The sequence below is a fragment of the Escherichia albertii NBRC 107761 = DSM 17582 genome, assembly GCF_000759775.1.
Lineage (GTDB): Bacteria > Pseudomonadota > Gammaproteobacteria > Enterobacterales > Enterobacteriaceae > Escherichia > Escherichia albertii.
Genome location: NZ_BBMY01000033.1, coordinates 1 through 20769, shown reverse-complemented (window position 1 = coordinate 20769; position 20769 = coordinate 1). Strand labels below are relative to the sequence as shown.

Below are 20769 nucleotides of genomic sequence, written 5' to 3'. Positions count from 1 at the left end.
TTTTTTATCAGGGAATTATTATGAAGAAAACATTAATGGCCAGTTTGATCGGCCTTGCAGTTTGCACAGGAAATGTTTTTAACCCTGCGTTAGCAGCAGAAACTAAACAACCTAACTTAGTCATCATTATGGCTGATGATTTAGGCTATGGTGATTTGGCAACCTATGGTCATCAGATTGTTAAAACCCCTAATATCGACAGGCTTGCTCAGGAAGGGGTCAAATTTACTGACTACTATGCTCCTGCTCCCTTAAGTTCACCTTCACGCGCAGGGCTATTAACAGGCCGGATGCCATTTCGTACAGGTATTCGCTCATGGATCCCGGCGGGAAAAGATGTGGCGCTGGGGCGTAATGAATTAACCATTGCTAATTTGCTAAAAGCGCAAGGATACGACACGGCGATGATGGGTAAACTACATCTTAATGCTGGTGGCGATCGACTTGATCAGCCACAAGCTAAAGATATGGGTTTTGATTATTCGCTGGTCAATACGGCTGGATTTGTCACAGATGCGATGCTGGATAATGCTAAGGAGCGACCGCGTTATGGCATGGTCTACCCGACTGGCTGGCTGCGTAACGGGCAACCCACTCCGCGAGCCGATAAAATGAGCGGAGAGTATGTCAGTTCAGAAGTTGTCAATTGGTTGGATAATAAAAAGGATAGCAACCCTTTCTTCCTCTATGTCGCTTTTACTGAAGTACACAGCCCGCTGGCTTCGCCAAAACAGTACCTCGATATGTACTCACAATATATGAGTGCGTATCAGAAGCAGCATCCTGATTTATTTTATGGCGATTGGGCAGACAAACCCTGGCGTGGTACAGGGGAATATTATGCCAATATCAGTTATCTGGATGCACAGGTCGGAAAGGTACTGGATAAAATCAAAGCGATGGGTGAAGAAGACAACACAATCGTTATTTTTACCAGTGACAATGGCCCGGTCACACGTGAAGCACGTAAGGTCTATGAGCTGAACCTGGCAGGGGAAACGGATGGATTACGCGGTCGTAAAGATAATCTTTGGGAAGGCGGGATCCGTGTCCCGGCTATTATTAAATATGGTAAACATCTTCCACAGGGAATGGTTTCAGATACGCCTGTTTATGGTCTCGACTGGATGCCTACCCTGGCGAAAATGATGAATTTTAAACTGCCAGCCGATCGTACCTTCGATGGTGAATCATTAGTTCCTGTCCTTGAGAACAAAACGCTAAAACGTGAGAAGCCGCTAATCTTCGGAATTGACATGCCATTTCAGGATGATCCGACAGATGAATGGGCAATCCGTGATGGTGACTGGAAAATGATCATCGACCGTAATAATAAACCGAAGTATTTATACAACCTTAAAACCGATCGTTTTGAAACTATGAATCTGATAGGCAAAAAAGCAGATATTGAAAAACAAATGTATGGTAAATTCTTAAAATACAAATCTGATATTGATAATGATTCATTAATGAAAGCCCGAGGAGATAAACCAGAAGCGGTGACCTGGGGTTAATCTAATAATTATAACTAATGTGAAGTATGCCATTTAGGGCTGTGCCCGCCTGATTCAGTGCATGCACTGAATCAGGTTCTTTTCCTGGCAACCGGACTATCCTGAACAGACTGAAGAATACAAACATATGGCAACAATTCACAGGGAGTGGATATGTTTTTCAACGTAAATGTCGATTGCTGCAAAACACTGGGTTGTAAAAATCTGGGGGGGCTGAATAGCGTGGATTATGTTGCGCAGGGGAAAAATATTTTATGTCGGGAGTGTGGCTATTTGTTTCCAGTGATATCTGAACGCTCTCTGAATCTTTATCGTAATATCGTTAATCATTCATGGCGAGGCGTGATTCAACAGTGTCCTGCTTGCGGGAGCACATCTCTGAGAAAATATGGTTATTCAGCACAGGGCCAGCGAAGAATGTATTGTCATCATTGCGATAAAACATTTATTAGTCTGGAACATATAAATACAACTCCGCGGAGAACTCAACTGGCATTGATGATTGAGCAAGGCGTTTCACTTACAGATATCAGAAACTCATTATTGCTTAATAGTACCGGACTTAACCGTGAATTAATAAAATTAGCGCGGGAAGCAAATTATAAAGAAAGCCGGCAGTTCATCTCTGCTTTTGATATTTCCCTTAGTACCCGTGCCTTTCGTGTAAAGTATAATGGTAGCAATAACTATCTTTATATACTGGTTACCGCAGAAGAACAAAGCGGTAGAGTTGTTGCTATTTCAACCAATTACTCTCCACTTGCCGTAGAGCAACATTATCAATATACATCAAGCTATGAAGAACGTATGCCTCCCGGCACGCTGGTACATCACGTGCAACGCAAAGAGTTACTCACTATGCGGCGTGAAACATTATTTGATATTGATTATGGTCCTGCTGTTTTACATCAAAACGATCCAGGGATGTTGGTAAAGCCTGTACTTCCCGCTTATCGCCATTTTGAACTGGTCAGAATACTGACCCATGAGCACACCCTAAATGTTCAGCATTATCTTGATCAAGAGTGTTTCATATTAGGCGGCTGTTTGATGGCTAACCTTCAGGATATACGCCATGGTCGGTGCCATATTTCTTTTGTGAAAGAACGCGGGACTGCGCCAGTATGTCTGGAGGCCGTATCACGATTGTTTCTTAGCGGTGGTGTGCGAAACAATGTCTGGCGCGCATTTTCTACTCGTGACTATTCCATGGCTGTTTGCAACCTTACCGGGAGCAAGAAGATTAACGATATGAAACGAGCGACGTTGAAAAGCGCCAGTGGTTTTATAAATTACGTGGAACGTCATCCTTTTCTGCCATCGATAAACCGCATGTCACCAGCTAACGTTGCCTCAACGTTAGATTATCTGAAGCATCTCTGGAACAGACAACTGTCATAACCCGCGATTTAATGATGACTTTTCTGAATAAAACATCATGAAAACGTGACATTAGGCTATGATTAATTTTGCTTAAGATCACCTGCAACCCTTCCTGGTGATCAAAAAACCTCATCATTGTGGATGTCACTATCCTTTGAATGATTCGTAAAAAACGAGTAATTCCTACTATATAATCTGATTTTAACGATGATTCCTGCAGAGTAAGATAGTAAAAACGATCTATTCACCTTAAAGAGTAATAAAAAGTGAAACACCTGCATCGATTCTTTAGCAGTGATGCCTCGGGAGGCATTATTCTCATTATTGCCGCTGTTCTGGCGATGATTATGGCCAACAGCGGCGCAACCAGCGGATGGTATCATGACTTCCTTGAGACGCCAGTTCAGCTCCGGGTTGGTTCGCTTGAGATCAACAAAAACATGCTGTTATGGATAAATGACGCTCTGATGGCGGTATTTTTCCTGCTGGTCGGTCTGGAAGTTAAGCGTGAGTTAATGCAAGGTTCGTTGGCGAGTCTGCTTCAGGCTGCGTTTCCGGTTATCGCCGCCATCGGCGGGATGATCGTTCCGGCATTGCTCTATCTGGCCTTTAACTATGCCGATCCCATCACTCGCGAGGGATGGGCGATTCCGGCTGCAACTGATATCGCCTTTGCGCTGGGAGTCCTGGCACTGCTGGGAAGCCGTGTACCGTTGGCTCTGAAGATCTTCTTGATGGCGCTGGCGATTATCGACGATCTGGGCGCTATCATCATTATCGCCTTGTTCTACACGAATGATCTGTCAATGGCCTCGCTCGGCGTTGCGGCTGTCGCGATAGCCGTACTCGCCGCATTGAATATTTGTGGCGTACGCCGTACGGGAATTTATATTCTGGTTGGCGTGGTGCTGTGGACGGCGGTATTGAAGTCGGGAGTCCATGCAACGCTGGCAGGCGTCATTGTCGGCTTCTTTATTCCGTTGAAAGAGAAGCATGGGCGTTCCCCTGCTAAGCGTCTGGAGCATGTATTGCATCCGTGGGTGGCGTATCTGATTTTGCCTCTGTTTGCATTTGCTAATGCCGGTGTCTCTTTACAGGGGGTTACGCTGGATGGTCTGGCCTCCATTCTGCCGTTGGGGATTATCGCGGGGTTGCTGATTGGCAAGCCGCTGGGTATTAGCCTGTTCTGCTGGCTGGCGTTGCGTTTGAAAGTGGCGCATTTGCCGGAAGGAACGACTTACCCGCAAATTATGGCGGTTGGGATCCTGTGCGGTATCGGTTTTACTATGTCTATCTTTATTGCCAGCCTGGCCTTTGGTAGCGTAGATCCAGAACTGATTAACTGGGCAAAATTAGGCATTCTGGTGGGCTCGATCTCTTCGGCAGTAATTGGATATAGCTGGTTACGTGTTCGTTTACGTCCATCAGTTTGACAGGACTATGTACCGGGGAGCCATAAACGGCTCCCTTTTTATTCTTATCAGGGAGAGAAATGAGCATGTCTCATATCAATTACAACCACTTGTATTACTTCTGGCATGTCTACAAAGAAGGTTCCGTGGTTGGTGCAGCGGAAGCGCTTTATTTAACGCCACAAACCATCACCGGGCAAATCAGGGCGCTGGAAGAGCGTTTGCAAGGGAAATTATTTAAGCGCAAAGGACGGGGGCTGGAGCCCAGCGAATTGGGCGAACTGGTTTATCGCTATGCCGATAAAATGTTCACATTGAGCCAGGAAATGCTGGATATTGTGAATTATCGCAAAGAGTCCAATTTGCTGTTTGATGTTGGTGTGGCCGATGCGCTTTCCAAACGTTTGGTTAGTCGCGTGCTGAATGCCGCAGTGGTAGAAGGAGAGGCAATTCATCTTCGTTGCTTTGAATCTACCCACGAGATGCTACTGGAACAGTTAAGTCAGCATAAACTGGACATGATAATTTCCGATTGTCCGATAGACTCCACGCAGCAGGAAGGGCTGTTTTCCGTGAGAATTGGGGAATGCGGCGTGAGCTTCTGGTGTACAAATCCACCACCGGAAAAACCGTTCCCTGCTTGTCTGGAGGAACGGCGGTTATTGATTCCAGGGCGCCGCTCTATGCTGGGGCGCAAATTGCTTAACTGGTTCAACTCCCAGGGATTAAATGTCGAGATTCTTGGCGAGTTTGATGATGCCGCATTGATGAAAGCATTTGGTGCAATGCACAATGCGATTTTTGTGGCGCCGACGCTTTACGCACAGGACTTCTACGCAGATGAGGCTATTGTCGAAATTGGTCGCGTTGAGAATGTGATGGAAGAGTACCATGCCATATTTGCTGAACGGATGATTCAGCATCCGGCGGTACAGCGTATTTGTAATACGGATTACTCTGCGCTTTTTAGCCCAGCGGCGCGTTAATCGGTAGCTCCCCCAAAGGCAAAATGGGGGAGACGGGTTAGTTGCATATAACCGCGATTTGGGAATGAACTTTAATGGTATTTTTTGTATGTTGTGACTCCGCACACTCAATGATTATCCCGTTATAATGATATTTACGTCTCTAATGAGCAATACTTTTCATCAGGGTTATACATTCGTTGATAGCTTGAAGGTATTTTTTAATTTCCTGACTAAGATGGCCTTTATATTTGTCTATTTCCCGGGTGCTTCCCGTTTTGCGATATCTCCAGGCGTTCATAAAATGACTGGAGATTGTTGCAGGCCTCATAAAATGTTTCAGGCGTATATAAATTTGAGTATATTTTCTGATTGAAGTTTATCTTTAAGAAATTAATGAATTTTAGATAGCAATCATGGGATATCTTAATATTATCAGAAATATATTTATTTGTCCTGTCATCAAAAACATACAGACTAAGTAATGTAATATTCTGATGTTGTAAAAAAGAAAATTGAACAGTGTGTTCTATGAGTTTACATCTATAAAAATGTGCGTCTATCAGATGAGTGTGTTGAAAAAAAACATGAATAGCCGGCGATGGTGTAGGTAAATGTTGGCTTCTGTAAAAATCGTCAAATAATATTATGAACTCAGCTTTATAATCGCAAAATATTTTTAATAGCTCATATTTTCTTGTTTTTTTTACTAACATATCTTCTGCTGTATTTGATTTATAAAGGTAATGTGGCGAAGTATAGATACCATCTGTCATTATCATTCCTTGAAGGTGAATAATTTTTTACACTTTATTTTAAGAGTAAATACGACTACTATCAAAAATCGCTCATTCTTTTTAATAAAAGCAAGAGAAATGAATGTTTAATATATATTGAATATTGTTGGTGATTTATAAGATTTAATAAGCAGATATTTATAGATGGTTAAAGTATATGAAAAATTAATTCAGAAATAGATCCGCTTTGAGTTTTATTCCTCATTTTGCACCAACCTTCCCAATTTTTATCGAAACTTTTAGATTGAGTAGAGAATCTTATTCAGACTGCATCAGTCGAGTCGTATTGTGAACCCACAAAGAGTGCGGATTTAGTGGGTAATCATAGCGAGAGCTTTGCATGAACTCGCAGCCGTTGAGACTCTGTCAATCGGCTTTGTGTTCTCACAAAAACGACAGGCATAAAAAAACCCGCTTGCGCGGGCTTTTTCACAAAGCTTCAGCAAATTGGCGATTAAGCCAGTTTGTTGATCTGTGCAGTCAGGTTAGCCTTATGACGTGCAGCTTTGTTTTTGTGGATCAGACCTTTAGCAGCCTGACGGTCCACGATCGGTTGCATTTCGTTAAATGCTTTCTGTGCAGCAGCTTTGTCGCCAGCTTCGATAGCTGCGTATACTTTCTTGATGAAAGTACGCATCATAGAGCGACGGCTTGCGTTGTGCTTACGAGCCTTTTCAGACTGAATGGCGCGCTTCTTAGCTGATTTGATATTAGCCAAGGTCCAACTCCCAAATGTGTTCTATATGGACAATTCAAAGGCCGAGGAATATGCCCTTTTAGCCTTCTTTTGTCAATGGATTTGTGCAAATAAGCGCCGTTAATGTGCCGACGCTCGTTACGTAGTGATGGCGCAGGATTCTACCAGCTTGCGTGGTGCGAATACAGCTTTTCCACGATAAAAATTGCTGCAGGCGGTCAGTTTCTTCCCGTGATTTGCGCCATAGCAATGAAAAGCCACTTCTTTCTGATTTCGGTACCCAATCGCCGGTTAACCTTGACCGCTGTACAAGGTATACTCGGACGATTTTCACTGTTTTGAGCCAGACATGAAGCTGATACGCGGCATACATAATCTCAGCCAGGCCCCACAGGAGGGGTGTGTGCTGACTATTGGTAATTTTGACGGCGTGCATCGCGGTCATCGCGCGCTGTTGCAGGGCTTGCAGGAAGAAGGGCGCAAACGCAGTTTGCCAGTGATGGTGATGATTTTTGAGCCTCAACCGCTGGAGCTGTTTGCGACTGATAAAGCCCCGGCACGCCTGACCAGGATGCGGGAAAAACTGCGTTACCTCGCTGAGTGCGGCGTGGATTACGTGCTGTGCGTGCGTTTTGACAGACGCTTTGCGGCGCTGACAGCGCAAAATTTCATCAGTGACCTTCTGGTGAAGCATTTGCGGGTAAAATTTCTTGCTGTCGGCGATGATTTCCGCTTTGGCGCTGGTCGTGAAGGCGATTTCTTGTTATTACAGAAAGCTGGCGCTGAATATGGCTTCGACATCACCAGCACGCAAACTTTCTGCGAAGGTGGTGTGCGTATCAGCAGCACCGCCGTGCGTCAGGCACTGGCGGATGACAATCTGGTCCTGGCCGAAAGTTTACTGGGGCACCCGTTTGCCATCTCCGGGCGTGTTGTTCACGGTGATGAGCTAGGGCGCACTATTGGTTTCCCGACGGCGAATGTGCCGCTGCGTCGTCAGGTTTCCCCGGTTAAAGGGGTTTATGCGGTGGAAGTGCTGGGCCTCGGCGAAAAGCCGTTGCCTGGTGTCGCAAACATCGGAACGCGCCCAACAGTTGCAGGTATTCGCCAGCAACTGGAAGTGCATTTATTAGATGTTGTAATGGACCTTTACGGTCGCCATATACAAGTAGTGTTGCGTAAAAAAATACGCAATGAACAGCGATTTGCGTCGCTGGACGAACTGAAAGCGCAGATTGTGCGTGATGAATTAACCGCCCGCGAATTTTTTGGGCTAACAAAACCGGCTTAAGCCTGTTATGTAATCAAACCGAAATACGGAACTGAGAATCTGATGAGTGACTATAAATCAACCCTGAATTTGCCGGAAACAGGGTTCCCGATGCGTGGCGATCTCGCCAAGCGCGAACCGGGAATGCTGGCGCGTTGGACTGATGATGATCTGTACGGCATCATCCGTGCGGCTAAAAAAGGCAAAAAAACCTTCATTTTGCATGATGGCCCTCCTTATGCGAATGGCAGCATTCATATTGGTCACTCGGTTAACAAGATTCTGAAAGACATTATCATTAAGTCCAAAGGGCTTTCTGGGTATGACTCGCCGTATGTGCCCGGTTGGGACTGCCATGGTCTGCCGATCGAGCTGAAAGTAGAGCAAGAATACGGTAAGCCAGGTGAGAAATTCACCGCTGCTGAGTTCCGCGCTAAGTGCCGTGAATACGCGGCTACCCAGGTTGACGGTCAGCGCAAAGACTTTATCCGTCTGGGCGTGCTGGGCGACTGGTCGCACCCGTACCTGACCATGGACTTCAAAACGGAAGCCAACATCATCCGCGCGCTGGGTAAAATCATTGGCAACGGTCATTTGCACAAAGGCGCTAAGCCGGTGCACTGGTGCGTTGACTGCCGTTCTGCGCTGGCTGAAGCGGAAGTTGAGTATTACGACAAAACTTCTCCGTCCATCGACGTCGCTTTCCAGGCGGTCGATCAGGATGCGCTGAAAGCAAAATTTGGCGCAAGCAACGTTAACGGCCCAATTTCGTTGGTTATCTGGACCACCACGCCGTGGACACTGCCTGCTAACCGTGCAATCTCCATTGCACCTGATTTCGACTATGCGCTGGTGCAGATCGACGGCCAGGCCGTGATTCTGGCGAAAGATCTGGTTGAAAGCGTAATGCAGCGTATCGGCGTTACCGATTACACCATTCTTGGCACGGTGAAAGGTGCCGAGCTGGAGTTGTTGCGCTTTACCCATCCGTTTATGGACTTCGATGTTCCGGCAATTCTCGGTGATCACGTTACGCTGGATGCCGGTACCGGTGCCGTTCATACCGCGCCTGGTCACGGCCCGGATGACTATGTGATCGGTCAGAAATACGGTCTGGAAACCGCTAATCCGGTTGGCCCGGACGGCACTTATCTGCCGGGCACTTACCCGATTCTGGATGGCGTTAACGTTTTCAAAGCGAACGATATTGTCATTGCATTGTTGCAGGAAAAAGGCGCGCTGTTGCACGTTGAGAAAATGCAACACAGCTATCCGTGCTGCTGGCGTCACAAAACGCCGATCATCTTCCGCGCGACGCCGCAGTGGTTTGTCAGCATGGACCAGAAAGGTCTACGTGCGCAGTCGCTGAAAGAGATTAAAGGCGTACAGTGGATCCCGGACTGGGGCCAGGCGCGTATTGAATCAATGGTTGCTAACCGTCCTGACTGGTGTATTTCCCGTCAGCGCACCTGGGGCGTACCGATGTCACTGTTCGTGCATAAAGACACTGAAGAGCTGCATCCGCGTACCCTCGAACTGATGGAGGAAGTGGCGAAACGCGTTGAAGTTGACGGTATCCAGGCGTGGTGGGATCTCGATGCGAAAGAGCTCCTCGGCGACGACGCTGACCAGTACGTGAAAGTACCGGATACGCTGGACGTGTGGTTTGACTCCGGGTCTACCCACTCTTCCGTTGTCGACGTGCGCCCGGAATTTGCCGGTCACGCTGCTGATATGTATCTGGAAGGTTCTGACCAGCACCGTGGCTGGTTCATGTCTTCTTTGATGATCTCCACCGCGATGAAAGGCAAAGCGCCGTATCGTCAGGTACTGACTCATGGCTTCACCGTGGATGGTCAGGGTCGTAAGATGTCCAAATCCATCGGCAACACCGTTTCGCCGCAGGATGTGATGAACAAACTGGGCGCGGATATTCTGCGTCTGTGGGTGGCATCAACTGATTACACCGGTGAAATGGCCGTTTCTGACGAGATCCTGAAACGTGCTGCCGACAGCTATCGTCGTATCCGTAACACTGCACGCTTCCTGCTGGCAAACCTCAATGGTTTCGATCCGGCAAAAGATATGGTGAAACCGGAAGATATGGTGGTACTGGATCGCTGGGCCGTGGGCTGTGCGAAAGCAGCGCAGGAAGACATCCTCAAGGCTTACGAAGCGTACGATTTCCACGAAGTAGTACAGCGCTTGATGCGTTTCTGCTCCGTTGAGATGGGGTCCTTCTACCTCGACATCATCAAAGACCGTCAGTACACCGCCAAAGCAGACAGCGTGGCGCGTCGTAGCTGCCAGACTGCGCTGTATCACATCGCAGAAGCGCTGGTTCGCTGGATGGCGCCGATTCTTTCCTTCACCGCTGATGAAGTGTGGGGCTATCTGCCGGGCGAACGTGAAAAATACGTCTTCACTGGAGAGTGGTACGAAGGCCTGTTTGGTCTGGCAGACAGCGAAGCGATGAACGATGCGTTCTGGGATGAACTGTTGCAAGTACGCGGCGAAGTGAACAAAGTCATTGAGCAGGCGCGCGCCGACAAGAAAGTGGGCGGTTCGCTGGAAGCGGCAGTGACGCTGTATGCAGAACCGGAGCTGGCGGCGAAATTGACCGCGCTGGGTGATGAATTACGATTTGTCCTGTTGACCTCTGGCGCTGTCGTTGCAGATTACAATGACGCTCCTGCTGATGCTCAGCAGAGCGAAGTTCTCAAAGGGCTGAAAATCGCGTTGAGTAAAGCCGAAGGTGAGAAGTGCCCACGCTGCTGGCACTACACTCAGGATATCGGCAAGGTGGCGGAACACGCAGAAATCTGCGGCCGCTGTGTCAGCAACGTCGCCGGTGACGGTGAAAAACGTAAGTTTGCCTGATGAGTCAATCGATCTGTTCAACAGGACTACGCTGGCTGTGGCTGGTAGTCGTCGTGCTGATTATCGATCTGGGCAGCAAATACCTGATCCTCCAGAATTTTGCTCTGGGGGATACAGTTTCGCTGTTCCCGTCGCTTAATCTGCATTATGCGCGTAACTATGGTGCGGCGTTTAGTTTCCTTGCCGATAGCGGCGGCTGGCAGCGTTGGTTCTTTGCCGGTATTGCGATTGGTATTAGCGTGATCCTGACGGTGATGATGTATCGCTCGAAGGCGACGCAGAAACTAAACAATATCGCTTACGCGCTGATTATTGGCGGCGCGCTGGGCAACCTGTTCGACCGTCTGTGGCACGGCTTCGTTGTCGATATGATCGACTTCTACGTCGGCGACTGGCACTTTGCCACCTTCAACCTCGCCGATACTGCAATTTGTGTCGGTGCGGCACTGATTGTGCTGGAAGGTTTTTTGCCTTCTAAAGCGAAAAAACAATAATAAACCCTGCCGGATGCGATGCTAGCGCATCTTATCCGGCCTACAGATTGTTGCGAAATTGTAGGCCGGATAAAGCGTTTACGCCGCATCCGGCAAAAATCCTCAAAATACAAGAGCAAACCTGCATGTCTGAATCTGTACAGAGCAATAGCGCCGTCCTGGTGCACTTCACGCTAAAACTCGACGATGGCACTACCGCCGAGTCTACTCGCAACAACGGTAAACCGGCGCTGTTTCGCCTGGGTGATGCTTCTCTTTCCGAAGGGCTGGAGCAACACCTGCTGGGGCTGAAAGTGGGCGACAAAACTACCTTTTCGCTGGAGCCTGATGCGGCGTTTGGCGTGCCGTCACCGGACCTGATTCAGTACTTCTCCCGTCGGGAGTTTATGGAGGCAGGCGAGCCAGAAATTGGCGCAATAATGCTTTTTACCGCAATGGATGGCAGTGAGATGCCTGGCGTGATCCGCGAAATTAACGGCGACTCCATTACCGTTGATTTCAACCATCCGCTGGCCGGGCAGACCGTTCATTTTGATATTGAAGTGCTGGAAATCGATCCGGCACTGGAGGCGTAACATGCAGATCCTGTTGGCCAACCCACGTGGTTTTTGTGCCGGGGTAGACCGCGCTATCAGCATTGTTGAAAACGCGCTGGCCATTTACGGCGCACCGATATATGTTCGCCACGAAGTGGTGCATAACCGCTACGTGGTCGATAGCCTGCGCGAGCGTGGCGCTATCTTTATTGAGCAGATTAGTGAAGTGCCGGACGGCGCGATTCTGATTTTCTCCGCGCACGGTGTTTCTCAGGCGGTACGCAACGAAGCGAAAAGCCGCGATCTGACGGTATTCGACGCGACCTGTCCGCTGGTGACCAAAGTGCATATGGAAGTCGCCCGCGCCAGTCGCCGTGGTGAAGAGTCAATTCTCATCGGTCACGCCGGTCACCCGGAAGTAGAAGGTACGATGGGCCAGTACAGCAACCCGGAAGGGGGAATGTATCTGGTCGAATCGCCGGAAGATGTGTGGAAACTGACAGTCAAAAATGAAGGGAAGCTTTCTTTTATGACCCAGACCACCCTGTCGGTGGATGACACATCTGATGTGATCGACGCGTTGCGTAAACGCTTCCCGAAAATCGTCGGGCCGCGTAAAGATGATATTTGCTATGCCACCACCAACCGTCAGGAAGCGGTACGCGCTCTGGCGGAGCAGGCGGAAGTGGTGTTAGTGGTGGGGTCGAAAAATTCTTCCAACTCCAACCGCCTGGCAGAACTGGCGCAGCGCATGGGGAGACACGCATTTTTGATTGACGATGCAGCAGACATCCAGGAAGAGTGGGTGAAAGGCGTCAATTGTGTTGGCGTGACCGCTGGCGCATCGGCCCCGGATATTCTGGTGCAGAATGTGGTTGCACGTTTACAGCAGCTTGGCGGCGGCGAAGCTATTCCGCTGGAAGGCCGCGAAGAAAACATCGTTTTCGAAGTGCCGAAAGAACTGCGTGTGGATATTCGTGAAGTCGATTAAGTCATTAGCAGCCTAAGTTATGCGAGAATGCCGGTCTTGTTACCGGCATTTTTTATGGAGAAAATATGCGTTTGCCAATTTTTTTAGATACCGATCCCGGTATCGACGATGCTGCGGCAATTGCCGCCGCGCTTTTTGCCCCTGAGCTGGATCTTCAGCTAATGACTACCGTTGGAGGCAATGTTTCCGTACAGAAAACTACCCGAAACGCGCTGCAACTGTTGCATTTCTGGAATGCGGATATCCCTCTCGCTCAGGGGGCTGCCGTGCCGTTGGTGCGTGCGCCGCGCGATGCATCGCATGTTCACGGCGAATCAGGCATGGAAGGTTACGACTTCGTTGAGCACAACCGAAAACCATTAGAGAAACCAGCCTTTCTTGCTATTCGGGATGCGTTAATGACAGCTCCAGAGCCTATTACGCTGGTGGCAATTGGCCCGTTGACCAATATTGCGTTACTGCTCTCGCAATGCCCGGAATGCAAACCGAATATTCGTCGCCTGGTGATCATGGGGGGGTCAGCGGGGCGTGGTAATTTAACACCAAATGCCGAGTTTAATATTGCTGTCGATCCTGAAGCTGCTGCTCAGGTCTTCCAGAGTGGGCTGGATATTGTGATGTGTGGTCTGGACGTCACCAATCAGGCGATGTTAACCCCGGAGTATCTCTCCACGTTGCCTGAATTAAATCGCACCGGAAAAATGCTCCACGCGCTGTTTAGCCACTATCGCAGCGGCAGTATGCAAAGCGGTCTGCGAATGCATGATCTCTGTGCCATCGCCTGGCTGGTGCGCCCGGACTTGTTCACTCTCAAACCGTGTTTTGTTGCGGTGGAAACTCAGGGGGAATTTACCTCCGGTACTACGGTTGTGGATATCGAAGGTCGCATGGGTAAACCTGCCAACGTTCGGGTGGCGCTGGATCTGGACGTGAATGGCTTTCGCCAGTGGGTAGCTGAGGTCTTAGCCCTGGCGAAGTAATTGCAGAGCAAGGAGGAGCTTAATGACGTATGGAGAAGCGTATTTAGCGGGGGGGAAGAATATCTTTAATTATGAAGGCGTTGCCACCCGTTTTGAGTTCTGGTCGTTTATGAGTGGTAGTGTCGCTATCTGCTTGCTGCCGCTTTTATGCTGGTGGTGTGCGACAACAATTGACCGTGATTACGGTGTTTTCCTTTTTTATGCGCTGCCCGTTTCATTTCTCTTAACGTTGATTTTTGCTGTGCCAGCGATAGCGTTAATCGTCAGAAGGATGCACGATATCGGGCATTCGGGGTGGTGGTTTGCTATTGTCGTGTTGATCCCTTTTACGGGCATATTTCTGCTAATAATGTGCTGCCTGCCGTCAAAATCACAAAACCAGGCATAATGCAAGAGGGCATGACGTGGCCGTTTTTGCGTCATGCCTTCCACTGATATCCCTCCCTGTTTATCATTAAATTCTAATTATCGGCGTTTTTGGCTGGCGGCGTAGCAATGCGCTGGTTACTCTGAAAACGATCTATGCAATTAACAAAAGAGAATAGCTATGCATGATGCAAACATCCGCGTTGCCATCGCGGGAGCCGGAGGACGTATGGGCCGCCAGTTGATTCAGGCGGCGCTGGCATTAGAAGGCGTGCAGCTTGGTGCGGCGCTGGAGCGTGAAGGATCTTCTTTATTGGGCAGCGATGCAGGCGAACTGGCAGGAGCCGGAAAAACCGGTGTTATCGTGCAAAGCAGCCTCGATGCGGTAAAAGATGACTTCGATGTATTTATCGATTTTACCCGCCCGGAAGGTACGCTGAACCATTTGGCTTTTTGCCGCCAGCACGGTAAAGGGATGGTGATTGGCACGACAGGTTTTGACGAAGCAGGAAAACTGGCGATTCGTAATGCCGCTGAAGATATTGCGATTGTCTTTGCCGCCAACTTTAGTGTCGGTGTTAACGTCATGCTTAAGTTGCTGGAGAAAGCGGCGAAAGTGATGGGGGACTATACCGATATCGAAATTATTGAAGCACATCATCGGCATAAAGTGGATGCGCCATCAGGTACTGCGCTGGCAATGGGAGAGGCGATTGCCCACGCTCTGGATAAAGAGCTGCAAGATTGCGCCGTTTACAGTCGTGAAGGCCATACCGGTGAACGTGTGCCAGGTACTATTGGTTTTGCAACTGTACGGGCGGGGGACATCGTTGGTGAACACACTGCCATGTTTGCTGATATCGGCGAGCGTCTGGAGATTACCCATAAAGCTTCCAGCCGTATGACCTTTGCTAACGGTGCGATAAGATCGGCATTGTGGCTAAGTGGCAAGAAAAGTGGTCTTTTTGATATGCGAGATGTGCTTAAACTCAATGATTTTTAATAACAAAACTATTATTTTTGCACAAGAATAATAGTTGTATATTCATGATTGCAAAGGGCTTTTATTTTTGGCCCTTTTATTTTTGTTATTATGTTTGAAAATTTTCATCAAGTTCTAAAAAACACCTATTTTACCTTCTGTTTTTGTTGTTTTAATGTAAATTTTGACCATTTGGTCCACTTTTTTCTACGTATTTTTATTTCATGCAATCTTCTCGTTACGCAAGCGTTTTCCAGACAATGTTATGCGATATTTTTATCGCTTAATGCCTGTAAAACATGCATGAGCCGCGAAATTATATAAAAAATCCCGTCATTAAGTTGACATTTAACCCACTTATCTCCAGAATGCCGCCGTTTGCCAGAAATTCGTCGGTAAGCAGATTTGCATTGATTTACGTCATCATTGTGAATTAATATGCAAATAAAGTGAGTGAATATTCTCTGGAGGGTGTTTTGATTAAGTCAGCGCTATTGGTTCTGGAAGACGGAACCCAGTTTCACGGTCGGGCCATAGGGGCAACAGGTTCGGCGGTTGGGGAAGTCGTTTTCAATACTTCAATGACCGGTTATCAAGAAATCCTCACTGATCCTTCTTATTCTCGCCAAATCGTCACTCTTACTTATCCTCATATCGGTAATGTCGGCACCAATGAAGCCGATGAAGAATCCTCTCAGGTACATGCCCAAGGTCTGGTGATTCGCGACCTGCCGCTGATTGCCAGCAACTTCCGTAATACCGAAGACCTCTCTTCTTACCTGAAACGCCATAACATCGTGGCGATTGCCGATATCGATACCCGTAAGCTGACGCGTTTGCTGCGTGAAAAGGGCGCACAGAATGGTTGCATCATCGCGGGCGATAACCCGGATGCGGCGCTGGCATTAGAAAAAGCCCGCGCGTTCCCAGGTCTGAACGGTATGGATCTGGCAAAAGAAGTGACCACCGCAGAAACCTATAGCTGGACACAAGGGAGCTGGACGCTGACCGGCGGCCTGCCAGAAGCGAAAAAAGAAGACGAGCTGCCGTTCCATGTGGTGGCTTATGATTTCGGCGCCAAACGCAATATCCTGCGTATGCTGGTGGACAGAGGCTGTCGCCTGACCATCGTTCCGGCGCAAACCCCGGCTGAAGATGTGCTGAAAATGAATCCAGACGGCATCTTCCTCTCCAACGGTCCTGGCGACCCGGCACCATGTGATTACGCCATTACCGCCATCCAGAAATTCCTCGAAACCGATATTCCGGTATTTGGTATCTGCCTCGGTCATCAGCTGCTGGCGCTGGCCAGTGGTGCGAAGACCATCAAAATGAAATTTGGTCACCACGGCGGCAACCATCCGGTTAAAGATGTTGAGAAAAATGTGGTGATGATTACCGCCCAGAACCACGGTTTTGCGGTGGATGAAGCAACATTGCCTGCAAACCTGCGCGTGACACACAAATCCCTGTTCGACGGTACGTTACAGGGGATTCATCGCACCGATAAACCGGCATTCAGCTTCCAGGGCCACCCTGAGGCCAGCCCCGGTCCGCACGACGCCGCGCCGTTGTTCGACCACTTTATCGAGTTAATTGAGCAGTACCGTAAAACCGCTAAGTAATCAGGAGTAAAAGAGCCATGCCAAAACGTACAGATATAAAAAGTATCCTGATTCTGGGTGCGGGCCCGATTGTTATCGGTCAGGCGTGTGAGTTTGACTACTCTGGCGCGCAAGCATGTAAAGCCCTGCGCGAAGAGGGTTACCGCGTCATTCTGGTGAACTCTAACCCAGCGACCATCATGACCGACCCGGAAATGGCCGATGCAACCTACATCGAGCCGATTCACTGGGAAGTGGTACGCAAGATTATTGAAAAAGAGCGCCCGGATGCAGTGCTGCCGACGATGGGCGGTCAGACGGCGCTGAACTGTGCGCTGGAGCTGGAACGTCAGGGCGTGCTGGAAGAGTTCGGCGTCACTATGATTGGTGCCACCGCTGACGCGATAGATAAAGCAGAAGACCGTCGCCGTTTCGACGTGGCGATGAAGAAAATCGGTCTGGAAACTGCGCGCTCCGGCATCGCACACTCAATGGAAGAAGCGCTGGCGGTTGCCGCTGAAGTTGGTTTCCCGTGCATTATTCGCCCATCCTTTACCATGGGCGGTAGCGGTGGCGGTATCGCTTATAACCGCGAAGAATTTGAAGAAATTTGTGCCCGCGGTCTGGATCTCTCCCCGACCAAAGAGCTGCTGATTGATGAGTCGTTGATAGGCTGGAAAGAGTACGAGATGGAAGTGGTGCGTGATAAAAACGACAACTGCATCATCGTCTGCTCTATCGAAAACTTCGACGCGATGGGCATCCATACTGGTGATTCCATCACTGTAGCGCCAGCGCAAACGCTGACCGACAAAGAATACCAAATCATGCGTAACGCCTCGATGGCGGTACTGCGTGAAATCGGTGTGGAAACCGGCGGTTCTAACGTCCAGTTTGCGGTTAACCCAAAAAACGGTCGTCTGATTGTTATCGAAATGAACCCGCGTGTATCCCGTTCTTCGGCGCTGGCGTCGAAAGCCACCGGCTTCCCGATTGCCAAAGTGGCAGCGAAACTGGCGGTCGGTTATACCCTCGACGAACTGATGAATGACATCACTGGCGGTCGCACTCCGGCTTCCTTCGAACCGTCTATCGATTACGTTGTGACGAAAATTCCTCGCTTCAACTTCGAGAAATTTGCCGGGGCTAATGACCGTCTGACCACCCAGATGAAATCGGTTGGCGAAGTGATGGCGATTGGTCGCACCCAGCAGGAATCGCTGCAAAAAGCCCTGCGCGGCCTCGAAGTTGGCGCGACGGGTTTCGACCCGAAAGTCAGCCTTGATGACCCGGAAGCGCTGACTAAAATCCGCCGTGAACTGAAAGACGCTGGCGCAGAGCGTATCTGGTACATCGCCGATGCCTTCCGCGCAGGCCTGTCTGTGGATGGCGTGTTTAATCTGACTAACATCGATCGCTGGTTCCTGGTACAAATCGAAGAACTGGTGCGTCTGGAAGAGAAAGTGGCAGAAGTGGGTATCACTGGCCTGAACGCTGACTTCCTGCGCCAGTTGAAACGTAAAGGCTTTGCCGATGCGCGCCTGGCAAAACTGGCGGGCGTACGCGAAGCAGAAATCCGCAAGCTGCGTGACCAGTATGACCTGCATCCGGTCTACAAGCGCGTGGATACTTGTGCGGCAGAGTTCGCCACTGACACCGCGTACATGTACTCCACCTATGAAGAAGAGTGCGAAGCGAATCCGTCTACTGACCGTGAAAAAATTATGGTGCTGGGCGGCGGTCCGAACCGTATCGGTCAGGGTATCGAGTTCGACTACTGCTGTGTACACGCCTCGCTGGCGCTGCGTGAAGACGGTTATGAAACCATCATGGTTAACTGTAACCCGGAAACCGTTTCCACCGATTACGACACTTCCGACCGTCTCTACTTCGAGCCGGTAACCCTGGAAGACGTGCTGGAAATTGTGCGTATTGAGAAGCCGAAAGGCGTTATCGTGCAGTACGGCGGTCAGACCCCGCTGAAACTGGCGCGCGCGCTGGAAGCTGCTGGCGTACCGGTTATCGGCACCAGCCCGGATGCCATCGACCGTGCGGAAGACCGTGAACGTTTCCAGCACGCGGTTGACCGTCTGAAACTGAAACAACCGGCGAACGCCACCGTGACCACCATTGAAATGGCGGTAGAGAAGGCGAAAGAGATTGGTTACCCGCTGGTGGTGCGCCCGTCTTACGTTCTCGGCGGTCGCGCGATGGAAATCGTTTACGACGAAGCCGACCTGCGCCGCTACTTCCAGACGGCGGTCAGCGTGTCTAACGATGCGCCGGTACTGCTGGACCACTTCCTCGATGACGCGGTAGAAGTCGATGTGGACGCCATCTGCGACGGCGAAATGGTGCTGATTGGCGGCATCATGGAACATATCGAACAGGCGGGCGTGCACTCCGGTGACTCCGCATGTTCTCTGCCAGCGTACACCTTAAGCCAGGAAATACAGGATGTGATGCGCCAACAGGTGCAGAAACTAGCCTTCGAATTGCAGGTGCGCGGCCTGATGAACGTGCAGTTTGCGGTGAAAAACAACGAAGTCTACCTGATTGAAGTTAACCCGCGTGCAGCGCGTACCGTTCCGTTCGTCTCCAAAGCGACCGGTGTACCGCTGGCGAAAGTGGCAGCACGCGTGATGGCAGGTAAAACGCTGGCTGAGCAGGGCGTGACCAAAGAAGTTATCCCGCCGTATTACTCGGTGAAAGAAGTGGTGCTGCCGTTCAACAAATTCCCTGGCGTTGACCCGCTGTTAGGACCAGAAATGCGTTCTACCGGGGAAGTGATGGGCGTGGGTCGCACTTTTGCTGAAGCGTTTGCCAAAGCACAACTGGGTAGCAACTCCACCATGAAGAAACACGGTCGTGCGCTGCTCTCCGTGCGTGAAGGTGACAAAGAGCGCGTGGTGGACCTGGCGGCAAAACTGCTGAAACAGGGCTTTGAGCTGGATGCGACCCACGGTACGGCGATTGTGCTGGGCGAAGCGGGCATCAATCCGCGTCTGGTAAACAAGGTGCATGAAGGTCGTCCGCACATTCAGGACCGTATCAAGAATGGCGAATATACCTACATCATCAACACCACCTCAGGTCGCCGCGCAATTGAAGATTCCCGCGTGATTCGTCGTAGTGCGCTGCAATATAAAGTGCATTATGACACCACCCTGAACGGCGGTTTTGCCACTGCGATGGCGCTGAATGCCGATGCGACCGAAAAAGTTATTTCGGTACAGGAAATGCACGCACAGATCAAATAATAATGTGTTATGGCGGATATTTTTTATCCGCTATTTTGATCGAATAACGAATACGGTTCTCTGCTGAGGACCGTTTTTTTGCCTATAAAGCAAATCTTTCTTGGAATTTATATTTTTGATGGCATAAGCAGGATTTAGCTCACACTAATCCACAGTTAAGTTGCATACTATCGATATATCCACAATTTTAATATGGCCTTGTTTTATTCATTCCGAACAAGTCATAGCCAGATTTTTAATTTGTGAAACTGGAGTTTGTATGTGTGAAGGATATGTTGAAAAACCACTCTATTTGTTAATCGCCGAATGGATGATGGCTGAAAACCGGTGGGTGACAGCAAGAGAGATTTCTATCCATTTCGATATTGAACACAGCAAGGCGATTAATACCCTGACTTATATTCTGTCGGAAGTCGCAGAAATAAGCTGCGAAGTTAAGATGATCCCTAATAAGCTGGAAGGGCGGGGATGCCAGTGTCAGCGGTTAGTAAAAGTGGTTGAGATTGATGCGCAAATCTATGCGCGTCTGCGGCATAACAGTCGGGAAAAATTAGTGGCTCTGAGAAAGACGCCGCGTATTCCAGCCGTTCCGCTTACGGAGCTGAATCGCGAGCAGAAGTGGCAGATGATGTTGTCGG

At 49.3% G+C, this 20769-nt stretch carries 17 protein-coding genes and 1 pseudogene; 16 read left to right on the top strand and 2 right to left on the bottom strand.

Features of this window, described 5'->3' with window-relative positions; genetic code table 11:
- Window positions 1-20: 20 nt before the first annotated feature.
- The 4 genes from EA14781_RS08245 to nhaR all read left to right on the top strand — a co-directional run bounded on the left by EA14781_RS08245 (window position 21) and on the right by nhaR (window position 5295).
- On the top strand, window positions 21-1514 hold the full coding sequence (locus tag EA14781_RS08245) for a sulfatase family protein (protein WP_000753195.1): 1494 nt from the start codon (window positions 21-23) through the stop codon (window positions 1512-1514).
- A gap of 153 nt (window positions 1515-1667) precedes the next feature.
- Window positions 1668-2915 (top strand): IS1/IS1595 family N-terminal zinc-binding domain-containing protein, encoded by a 1248-nt coding sequence (locus tag EA14781_RS08240; RefSeq protein ID WP_000465944.1) that lies wholly within the window; start codon window positions 1668-1670, stop codon window positions 2913-2915.
- Between the two features lie 248 nt (window positions 2916-3163).
- Window positions 3164-4330 (top strand): Na+/H+ antiporter NhaA, encoded by a 1167-nt coding sequence (gene nhaA, locus EA14781_RS08235; RefSeq protein ID WP_000681379.1) that lies wholly within the window; start codon window positions 3164-3166, stop codon window positions 4328-4330.
- A gap of 65 nt (window positions 4331-4395) precedes the next feature.
- Window positions 4396-5295 (top strand): transcriptional activator NhaR, encoded by a 900-nt coding sequence (nhaR, locus tag EA14781_RS08230; RefSeq protein ID WP_002430319.1) that lies wholly within the window; start codon window positions 4396-4398, stop codon window positions 5293-5295.
- Between the two features lie 187 nt (window positions 5296-5482).
- On the opposite strand, the pseudogene EA14781_RS25670 reads toward nhaR, so the two are convergent.
- Together EA14781_RS25670 and rpsT are read right to left on the bottom strand one after the other, a co-directional pair.
- A pseudogene (locus EA14781_RS25670) lies at window positions 5483-6050 on the bottom strand (pentapeptide repeat-containing protein); the annotation flags it as partial.
- A 475-nt stretch (window positions 6051-6525) separates the two neighbouring features.
- Entirely contained in the window at window positions 6526-6789 is a 264-nt protein-coding gene (rpsT, locus tag EA14781_RS08220; RefSeq protein ID WP_001274021.1) for a 30S ribosomal protein S20, read from the bottom strand.
- A gap of 102 nt (window positions 6790-6891) precedes the next feature.
- On the opposite strand from rpsT, the gene EA14781_RS08215 reads away from it, so the two are divergent.
- The 12 genes from EA14781_RS08215 to caiF all read left to right on the top strand — a co-directional run.
- Complete coding sequence (locus EA14781_RS08215) at window positions 6892-7110, top strand: DUF2575 family protein (RefSeq protein WP_010338300.1); 219 nt, start codon at window positions 6892-6894, stop codon at window positions 7108-7110.
- Window positions 7111-7117: 7 nt separating this feature from the next.
- Window positions 7118-8059 (top strand): bifunctional riboflavin kinase/FAD synthetase, encoded by a 942-nt coding sequence (gene ribF, locus EA14781_RS08210; RefSeq protein ID WP_000767343.1) that lies wholly within the window; start codon window positions 7118-7120, stop codon window positions 8057-8059.
- 42 nt (window positions 8060-8101) lie between these two features.
- Window positions 8102-10918 carry an isoleucine--tRNA ligase gene (gene ileS / locus EA14781_RS08205; RefSeq protein ID WP_001286819.1) on the top strand — a complete coding sequence of 939 codons (2817 nt, stop codon included), beginning with the start codon at window positions 8102-8104 and terminating at the stop codon, window positions 10916-10918.
- Complete coding sequence (gene lspA / locus EA14781_RS08200; protein WP_000083387.1) at window positions 10918-11412, top strand: signal peptidase II; 495 nt, start codon at window positions 10918-10920, stop codon at window positions 11410-11412. Before ileS ends, lspA begins: the two co-directional genes overlap by 1 nt.
- A 125-nt stretch (window positions 11413-11537) precedes the next feature.
- A complete protein-coding gene (gene fkpB, locus EA14781_RS08195; protein WP_000004659.1) occupies window positions 11538-11987 on the top strand; it encodes an FKBP-type peptidyl-prolyl cis-trans isomerase in 450 nt (149 codons plus the stop codon).
- 1 nt (window position 11988) lies between these two features.
- Entirely contained in the window at window positions 11989-12939 is a 951-nt protein-coding gene (ispH, locus tag EA14781_RS08190) for a 4-hydroxy-3-methylbut-2-enyl diphosphate reductase (protein WP_001166407.1), read from the top strand.
- 65 nt (window positions 12940-13004) lie between these two features.
- Window positions 13005-13919, top strand: coding sequence for a ribonucleoside hydrolase RihC (rihC, locus tag EA14781_RS08185; protein WP_001239110.1), 915 nt, complete (start codon window positions 13005-13007; stop codon window positions 13917-13919).
- Window positions 13920-13941: 22 nt separating this feature from the next.
- Window positions 13942-14307, top strand: a complete 366-nt coding sequence (locus EA14781_RS08180; RefSeq protein WP_000220876.1) for a DUF805 domain-containing protein — start codon at window positions 13942-13944, stop codon at window positions 14305-14307.
- Between the two features lie 159 nt (window positions 14308-14466).
- Window positions 14467-15288 carry a 4-hydroxy-tetrahydrodipicolinate reductase gene (gene dapB / locus EA14781_RS08175; RefSeq protein WP_000543574.1) on the top strand — a complete coding sequence of 274 codons (822 nt, stop codon included), beginning with the start codon at window positions 14467-14469 and terminating at the stop codon, window positions 15286-15288.
- 455 nt (window positions 15289-15743) lie between these two features.
- Entirely contained in the window at window positions 15744-16892 is a 1149-nt protein-coding gene (gene carA, locus EA14781_RS08170; RefSeq protein ID WP_002430313.1) for a glutamine-hydrolyzing carbamoyl-phosphate synthase small subunit, read from the top strand.
- 17 nt (window positions 16893-16909) lie between these two features.
- Complete coding sequence (carB, locus tag EA14781_RS08165; RefSeq protein ID WP_001126337.1) at window positions 16910-20131, top strand: carbamoyl-phosphate synthase large subunit; 3222 nt, start codon at window positions 16910-16912, stop codon at window positions 20129-20131.
- A gap of 259 nt (window positions 20132-20390) precedes the next feature.
- A partial coding sequence (caiF, locus tag EA14781_RS08155; protein ID WP_042335520.1) for a carnitine metabolism transcriptional regulator CaiF occupies window positions 20391-20769 on the top strand: 379 nt, incomplete at its 3' end.